Genomic DNA, 8466 nt, shown 5'->3' with positions numbered 1-8466 from the left:
CAGGGCGCTGACGAGGCGCGCAGCCTGGCGCGCCAGCTGCAGGCCGCGGCGCCGCGGCAGGCGCCCGAGGTGCTGCTGGCTGGCCTCGAAGTGCTCGGCAACTTCGACGGGCGCAGCGCCATCCAGCGTTTCGCCGGGCCGCAACTACATCTGCTGGCTGGCGCCGATGCGCTGGTGCCGGCCGAGGTCGCCGGTGAGTTGTTGGCGCTGCAGCCGGATATCGAAGTCGGACTGATCGAAGGCGTCAGCCATGCCTTCCCGCTGGAACGCCCGCACGAAGTGGCGGCGGCCATCGAGGCCTTTATCAGCGAGGCCGACCATGACTGAGTGGCACGAACACAGCGGCCTGCCGGACAAGCGCCGGGTCGCAGCCTCCTTCTCCCGCGCTGCGGCCAGCTACGACAGCGTCGCTGCGCTGCAACGCGATGTCGGCATCGAGTTGCTGGCGCACCTGCCGGTACAACTGGCGCCGCAGCGCTGGCTCGACCTGGGCTGCGGCACCGGGCACTTCAGCCGTGTGCTGGCGGCGCGCTTCCCGCGGGCCGAAGGCATTGCTCTGGATCTGGCCGAAGGCATGTTGCAGCACGCGCGTCCGCTGGGCGGCGCGCAGCGCTTCGTCGCCGGTGATGCGGAGAGCCTGCCGCTGCGCGACGGCTGCCTGGACCTGATCTACACCAGCCTGGCCGTGCAGTGGTGCGCCGACTTCGCCGCCGTGCTCGACGAGGCGCGCCGCGTGCTGCGCCCCGGTGGCGTGCTGGCTTTCAGCAGCCTGTGCGTCGGTACCCTGCAGGAGCTGCGCGACAGCTGGCAGGCGGTGGACGGCTTCGTCCACGTCAACCGCTTCCGCCGTTTCGCCGATTACCAGCAGTTGTGCGCAGCCAGCGGCATGCAGCCGCAGACGCTGGAGCGCCGGGCCAAGGTGCTGCACTTTTCCGATCTGCGCGCGCTGACCCATGAGCTCAAGGCGCTCGGCGCACACAACCTCAATCCCGGTCGTCCCGACGGTCTGACCGGTCGCGCACGTATCCGAGCCCTGGTCGAGGCCTACGAGCGCTTTCGTCAACCGGCGGGGCTGCCAGCGACCTATCAGGTGGTATTTGGCGTCCTGCGCAAGGAACACTGATATGTCACAGGTCTGCTTCCTCATCGGCACCGATACGCCTGTTCCGGCTAAAGCGCCTGCAAGACCACAGGTACAGCAGTATTTGGGGGAGATGCGGGCATGACTCAGGCCTACTTCGTCACCGGTACCGACACGGAAATCGGCAAGACCACCATCGCGGCGGGGCTGCTGCACGCGGCCCGCCAGGCCGGGCTTAGCACGGCGGCGGCCAAGCCGGTGGCGTCCGGGTGCGAGCCGAGTGCCGAGGGGCTGCGCAACAGCGATGCCCTGGCATTGCTCGGCGAGTGTTCGCTGGTGCTGGACTATACCGAGGTCAATCCCTTCGCCTTCGCGCCGGCCATTGCGCCGCACCTTGCCGCACGTGAAGTGGGGGTGGCACTGACGGTCGCGGCGCTGGCCGGGCCGGTGCGGCATGTCCTCGGCAGGGGGGCGGACTTCACGCTGGTCGAGGGTGCCGGTGGTTGGCGCGTCCCTCTGGCTGGGCGCGAAAGCCTGTCCGACCTGGCCTGCGAACTCGGCCTGCCGGTGATTCTGGTAGTTGGTGTACGCCTGGGCTGCATCAACCATGCGCTGCTCAGTGCAGAAGCCATCGAGCGCGACGGCCTGCGTCTGGCCGGCTGGGTGGCGAATATTGTCGACGCCCAAACCTCGCGCCTGGAAGACAACCTGGCCACCCTGAACGAGCGGTTGCCCGCACCCTGCCTGGGGCGCGTTCCGCGCCTGGCCGAGGCGACTCCGGCGGCGGTCGCTGCCCACCTCCGTCTGCCGGCGTTATAAGCCGGCGGTCGGCCATTGCGCTTTGTTTGTACGTTTTTTGAGCATTTTCTGCTTCAATTGCTGGCAAGAGTCTGTCCCCGTCAGGGAGTCATAAGCATGGAAATCTCCGGTAACGCCTTCAGCGCGGGCCTCAGCGGCATCCAGGCCGGGCAACGCCGCGTCGAGCAGGCCGCCAGCGAAATCGCCAGCAACACAGTGCCCGCGCAGCAGCCGGCGGAAACGCCGCCACAGCAGCAGGTCAGTCCGGGCCCAGAAACCCAGGGCAACACCTCGGCCGACCTGGCCGAAAGCCTGGTCGGTCTGACCCAGGGCCGCAATGAAGTGCAGGCTAGCGCTCGCGTGGTGGAAACCGCCGACGAAGTGCTGGGCACCCTGATCGATACCCGCGCCTGACTCGGCGCACGCAGTAAGCAGAAGCTCGCCCGTCAGGGGCGAGGAGTGGTCGGATGCAGATCGGCAGCGCCTCGTTTTATGCAGCGCCCCTGCCGTCGTCCCAGGCGGCCCGTTCTCCTTCGTCCGAGCTTTCTTCACCGACCACCGTTACTGCCGATCCGGTTGAGCCGCAGTCCCTTGACTCGACTCAGACGGCGAGTGCTGCCCAGTCGTCGGCGCCGGGCAGTGAAAGGCAAAGCCTGACCTCCGGTGAGAAGGAGTCGCCGACCCGCGAAGCTGCGCGGTTGCGCCAGGAGGAGTTGGAGCTGGCCGGTCTGGTCAGTCGCGACCGCGAGGTGCGCGCCCATGAGCAAGCCCACGCCGCCGTTGGTGGCGGCTACGCTGGCGCGCCTACCTACACCTTCAGAAGTGGCCCCGACGGCAAGCGCTATGCCGTCGGCGGCGAAGTGGGCATCGATACCAGCCCGGTGCCGAATGATCCCGCGGCGACCCTGCGCAAGATGGAAGTGGTTATTCGTGCCGCCCTGGCACCGGCCGAGCCTTCCGCCCAGGATCGCAGCGTAGCCGCTCAGGCCACCGCGCAGGCTGCCCAGGCGCGGGTCGAGTTGGCTCAGCAGCAGCGCGAGGAAGAGGTCGCTGCCGCCGAGGAACGCGCAGTCCAGCGGGCGGAGCGTGAGGCCGAGGAAGAGGAAAAGGCGGCCGAGCAGGAGCCCGTGCAGCAGGCCCCGGCAACGCCACCTAAACTGGATCTGTATCTGCGTCTGGCCCAGCTGCAGAGCCCGGAGCCCGTGGTCGATCTGTCCATCTAAATGGTGAATGTTGGATGCTTGACAAGGCTGGGGCGTAAACGTATGTTTCAAACGCCTGTTTGATTGCTGGGCCGGTTCGTGCCTGCCGGGCGTCGGGAGAGATCCCGCAAATGACCGATCAAGTCGGTCACCCCAACACTAAGGAATCCACCGTAGAGGTTTACCGCTATGCCTGAGTACAAGGCCCCCTTGCGTGATATCCGCTTCGTTCGCGACGAACTGCTCGGCTACGAAGCGCACTATCAGAGCCTGCCTGGCTGCCAGGACGCTACCCCGGACATGGTTGATGCCATCCTGGAAGAAGGCGCCAAGTTCTGCGAGCAAGTCATCGCTCCGCTGAACCGTGTTGGTGACCTCGAAGGCTGCACCTGGTCCGAAACCGGCGTGAAGACTCCGACCGGCTTCAAAGAAGCTTACGCCCAGTTCGTCGAAGGCGGCTGGCCGAGCCTGGCTCACCACGTTGACCACGGCGGCCAAGGCCTGCCGGAATCCCTGGGCCTGGCCCTGAGCGAGATGGTCGGCGAAGCCAACTGGTCCTGGGGCATGTACCCCGGTCTGTCCCACGGCGCGATGAACACCATCGAAGCCCACGGTACCGACGAGCAGAAGCACACCTACCTGACCAAGCTGGTATCCGGCGAGTGGACCGGCACCATGTGCCTGACCGAGCCGCACTGCGGTACCGACCTGGGCATGCTGCGCACCAAGGCCGAGCCGCAGGCTGACGGCTCCTACAAGGTGTCCGGCACCAAGATCTTCATCTCCGCTGGCGAACACGACATGGTCGAGAACATCGTCCACATCGTGCTGGCCCGCCTGCCCGACGCGCCGCAAGGCACCAAAGGCATTTCCCTGTTCATCGTGCCGAAGTTCAACGTCAACGCCGACGGTTCCGTTGGCGAGCGCAACGCCGTTTCCTGTGGCTCCCTGGAGCACAAGATGGGCATCCACGGTAACGCTACCTGCGTGATGAACTTCGACGGCGCCACCGGCTACCTGATCGGCCCGGCCAACAAAGGCCTGAACTGCATGTTCACCTTCATGAACACTGCTCGCCTGGGCACTGCTCTGCAGGGTCTGGCCCACGCCGAGATCGGCTTCCAGGGTGGCCTGAAGTACGCTCGCGAGCGTCTGCAGATGCGTTCCCTGACTGGCCCGAAAGCGCCGGACAAGGCTGCTGACCCGATCATCGTCCACCCGGACGTGCGTCGCATGCTGCTGACCATGAAGGCCTTCGCCGAAGGCAACCGCGCGATGGTGTACTTCACTGCCAAGCAGGTCGACATCGTCAAGTACAGCCAGAACGAAGAAGAGAAGAAAGCCGCTGACGCGATGCTGGCCTTCCTCACTCCGATCGCCAAGGCGTTCATGACCGAAGTCGGCTTCGAAGCGGCCAACCATGGCGTGCAGATCTATGGCGGCCACGGTTTCATCGCCGAGTGGGGCATGGAGCAGAACGTTCGCGACAGCCGCATCTCGATGCTGTACGAAGGCACCACTGGTGTTCAGGCTCTCGACCTGCTGGGTCGCAAGGTGCTGATGACCCAGGGCGAAGCACTGAAAGGCTTCACCAAGATCGTGCACAAGTTCTGCCAGGCCAACGAAGGCAACGAAGCCATCAAGGGCCTCGTTGCACCGCTGGCGCAGCTGAACAAGGAGTGGGGCGACCTGACCATGAAAGTGGGCATGGCCGCGATGAAGGACCGCGAAGAAGTGGGTGCCGCTTCCGTGGACTACCTGATGTACTCCGGCTACGCCTGCCTGGCCTACTTCTGGGCCGACATGGCGCGCCTGGCTGCCGAGAAACTGGCTGCCGGCACCGAAGACGAGGCCTTCTACAAGGCCAAGCTGCAGACCGCTCGCTTCTACTTCGAGCGCATCCTGCCGCGTACCCGCACCCACGCAGCCACCATGCTGTCGGGCGCCAACAACCTGATGGAAATGGACGAAGAGCACTTCGCTCTGGGCTACTAAGCTCGTTCCGGCCTCGGGTCAGAAAACCGCAGCCCTCGGGCTGCGGTTTTTTTTCGCCCCGAGTAAAGCGCTCCGTCGACTCGTTTGCAGAATCTGCCGGCCAATGGGTGCCAGCAGCGCGCGCTGCAGGCAAAATGCCGCATCGCCAGCCGGCTGGAGATTCCGTTGTGCCGCGCCTTGCCGCCTACCGCCCCGGTCATCTGCTGACCTCGCTACCGCTCTTGCTGGCGGGGCTGCTGGTTGCCCGTCTGGGGCAGCTCAACGAGTTCTTCCTGTCCTTGTTCAATGTCCTGCCCACCCTGCTGCTTCTGCTGGGGGGCGCCTTCTGTATCGCCTATGGCCGTCAGCGCGAGCTGGCGGTGCTGGTGGTGGCGTACCTCGCCTACTTTCTACTGGATATCCAGGTCGACCATTTCCGCGAACAGGGGCAGGTGCGTGGCGATGCCGCCCTGGTGTTCCACTTGTGCAGCCTGCTGTTGCCGCTGCTTTACGGCCTGTTCGGTGCCTGGCGTGAGCGCAGTCACCTGCTGCAGGACCTGGTGGCGCGCGCCGCGGTGCTGCTGGCTATCGGCGGTACGGCGCTGGCACTGGCGCGGCGTTTTCCCGAGGCGCTGCAGGCCTGGTTGGTAACTGTTCACTGGCCGCTCTGGCATGGCCAGTGGATGAACCTGATCCAGCTCGCCTACCCGCTGTTTCTGCTGGCCGGGGTATTGCTGCTGGTGCAGTACCTGCGCCAGCCCAGGCCGCTGCATGCGGCGCTGTTTCTCGGCCTGCTCGGGCAGCTGTGGATGCTGCCCAAGGTCTTCATCCTGCCTCATGCGCTGCAGGTGATGAGCAGCCTGGTGATGCTCATGTTGGTGGCAGCGGTAGCGCACGAGGCCTACCAGATGGCCTTTCGCGACGAGCTCACCGGGCTGCCCGGGCGGCGCGCGCTGAATGATCGACTGGAGCGCCTGGGGCGCAACTATGTGCTGGCGATGACCGACGTCGATCACTTCAAGAAATTCAACGACACCCATGGCCACGATGTCGGCGACCAGGTGCTGCGCCTGGTTGCCAGCCTGCTGCGCAAGGTCGGCGGTGGCGGGCGTGCCTATCGCTATGGCGGCGAGGAATTCACCCTGGTGTTTCCGGGCAAGAGCATCGAGGAGTGCCTGCCGCATCTGGAGGCGGTACGCCAGGCCATCGAGAGTTACAGCCTGCAACTGCGCGACAAGCAGAGCCGGCCCAAGGATGATCAGCAGGGCCGCAGCCGGCGCAGCGGCAGCGCAGCACAGAGCGTTTCGGTGACCATCAGCATCGGCGTAGCCGAGCGCGATGCCGGGCAGCGCACGCCGGTCGAGGTGATCAAGGCCGCCGACCAGGCGCTGTATGCGGCCAAGGGTGGTGGGCGCAACCGGGTTTCGGTACATGGCCAACGCCGGCGTGGCGCGGTGCGGGTCAAGCCGCAGCCTGGTTAGACGGTCGGGTTATGGTTGTGCATTCAGCGCTTGCAGCGTCGTTGTCGGCGGCGGTGCCCGCGCAGTAGCTTGGCGGGATCAGCGTTGCCGCCCCGGCGCGCGCCCCCGTGGAGAGCCCGAGATGCCCGAGTACAAAGCCCCGCTGCGCGATATGCGCTTCCTCGTCGACGAAGTCTTCGACTACGCCGCGACCTACAGCCAGATCGGTGCCAGCGATGCCTCTCCGGACATGGTCAGCGCCATCCTCGAGGAGGGCGCCAAGTTCTGCGAACAGGTGCTCGCGCCGATCAACCACAGTGGCGATGAAGAAGGTGCGGTGTGGAAGGACGGTGAAGTCACCACTCCCAAGGGCTTCAAGGAAGCCTTCTCCCAGTATGTCGAAGGCGGCTGGAACGGCCTGTCGGCGGACGTCAACTACGGCGGCCAGGGCTTGCCGCATTCGCTCGGTCTGATCATCTCGGAGATGGTCGGCTCGGCCAACACTTCCTGGGGCATGTATCCGGGACTAACCCAGGGCGCCATGTCGGCCATCCACGCCCACGGCAGCGAAGAGCAGAAACAGACCTACCTGACCAGGCTCACCGAGGGCACCTGGACCGGCACCATGTGCCTGACCGAACCTCATTGCGGCACCGACCTGGGTATCATCAAGACCCGCGCCGTGCCTCAGGCCGATGGCAGCTACGCGATCTCCGGCACCAAGATCTTCATCTCCGCCGGCGAGCACGACATGAGCCAGAACATCATCCATCTGGTGTTGGCCAAGCTGCCCGATGCGCCGGCCGGTACCAAGGGTATCTCGCTGTTCATCGTGCCCAAGTTCAACGTCAACGCCGACGGTTCGGTGGGCGAGCGCAACGGCGTGAGCTGTGGCTCGATCGAACACAAGATGGGCATCAAGGCGTCGGCCACCTGCGTGATGAACTTCGACGAGGCCAGGGGCTTCCTTATCGGCGAGGCCAACAAGGGCCTCAACTGCATGTTCACCATGATGAACCACGCGCGCCTGGGCACCGGCATGCAGGGGCTGTGCAACGGCGAGGCCAGTTACCAGGGTGCCGTGCGATACGCCCATGATCGCCTGCAGATGCGTGCTCTGACCGGGCCGAAGGCGCCGGACAAGCCGGCCGACCCGATCATCGTGCACCCGGACGTTCGTCGCATGCTGCTGACCATGAAGGCCTTCAACGAAGGCAACCGTGCGCTGGCCTATTTCACCGCGCAGCTGCTGGACCTGAGCCACAGCCCGGACGCCGACGAGGCGGCCGCGGCAGAAAACCTGCTGGGCCTGCTGACGCCTATCTGCAAAGCCTTCATGACCGACACCGGCCTGGAAGTCACCAGCCTGGGCATGCAGGTGTTCGGCGGCCACGGCTACATTCGCGAGTGGGGCATGGAGCAGCTGATGCGCGACTGCCGCATCGCGCCGATCTACGAAGGCACCAACGGCATCCAGGCCCTCGACCTGCTCGGGCGCAAAGTCCTGGGTAGCCAGGGCAAGCTGCTCGCCGGTTTCACCAAGATCGTGCACAAGTTCTGCGAGGCCCAGGCCGAGCACCCGCAACTCAAGGCGCAGATAGCCGAGCTGGCGCGACTCAACCGCCAGTGGGGCGAGCTGACCCAGCGCATCGGCATGGCCGCGATGAAGAACCCGGACGAAGTCGGCGCCGCCTCGGTCGACTACCTGATGTACTCGGGCTACGTGGTGCTGGGCTACTTCTGGGCGCGTATGGGCGTGGTGGCCCAGGCGCAGCTGGAGGGCGGCAGCGCCGACGTCGACTTCTACCAGGCCAAGCTGGCGACTGGCGACTTCTACTTCCGCCGCCTGCTGCCGCGCGCCGCTGCGCATCTGGCGGCCGCCGATGCCGGTAGCGACTGCCTGATGCGCCTGACGGCCGAACAGTTCTTCTGACCGTCGGTCGATAGCCAC

General features: G+C 65.5%; 8 protein-coding genes. All 8 read left to right on the top strand.

All coding sequences use genetic code 11. The features are described 5' to 3' along the window. On the top strand, positions 1-327 hold a 327-nt coding region (locus AYB31_RS00355; protein ID WP_442961781.1), incomplete at its 5' end, for an alpha/beta fold hydrolase. Then, positions 320-1123, top strand: a complete 804-nt coding sequence (bioC, locus tag AYB31_RS00350; protein WP_068824619.1) for a malonyl-ACP O-methyltransferase BioC — start codon at positions 320-322, stop codon at positions 1121-1123. The genes AYB31_RS00355 and bioC, both read left to right, overlap by 8 nt. Before the next feature lie 99 nt (positions 1124-1222). Beyond that, positions 1223-1900 carry a dethiobiotin synthase gene (gene bioD, locus AYB31_RS00345; RefSeq protein ID WP_068824617.1) on the top strand — a complete coding sequence of 226 codons (678 nt, stop codon included), beginning with the start codon at positions 1223-1225 and terminating at the stop codon, positions 1898-1900. Between the two features lie 96 nt (positions 1901-1996). Next, entirely contained in the window at positions 1997-2293 is a 297-nt protein-coding gene (locus AYB31_RS00340; RefSeq protein WP_068824615.1) for a hypothetical protein, read from the top strand. Positions 2294-2346: 53 nt separating this feature from the next. Further along, positions 2347-3102, top strand: coding sequence for a putative metalloprotease CJM1_0395 family protein (locus AYB31_RS00335; RefSeq protein WP_068824613.1), 756 nt, complete (start codon positions 2347-2349; stop codon positions 3100-3102). 168 nt (positions 3103-3270) lie between these two features. Next, positions 3271-5076 carry a phenylacyl-CoA dehydrogenase gene (locus AYB31_RS00330; RefSeq protein ID WP_068824611.1) on the top strand — a complete coding sequence of 602 codons (1806 nt, stop codon included), beginning with the start codon at positions 3271-3273 and terminating at the stop codon, positions 5074-5076. A gap of 167 nt (positions 5077-5243) precedes the next feature. Beyond that, positions 5244-6536 carry a GGDEF domain-containing protein gene (locus AYB31_RS00325; protein WP_236715484.1) on the top strand — a complete coding sequence of 431 codons (1293 nt, stop codon included), beginning with the start codon at positions 5244-5246 and terminating at the stop codon, positions 6534-6536. A gap of 121 nt (positions 6537-6657) precedes the next feature. Further along, positions 6658-8448 carry an acyl-CoA dehydrogenase C-terminal domain-containing protein gene (locus tag AYB31_RS00320; protein ID WP_068824607.1) on the top strand — a complete coding sequence of 597 codons (1791 nt, stop codon included), beginning with the start codon at positions 6658-6660 and terminating at the stop codon, positions 8446-8448. The last annotated feature ends 18 nt before the right edge of the window (positions 8449-8466 follow it).

The organism is Pseudomonas sp. BMS12 (assembly GCF_001592875.1).
Lineage (GTDB): Bacteria > Pseudomonadota > Gammaproteobacteria > Pseudomonadales > Pseudomonadaceae > Aquipseudomonas.
The sequence above is the reverse complement of the archived record's forward strand: the minus strand, read 5'-3'. Positions and strand labels throughout refer to the sequence as shown.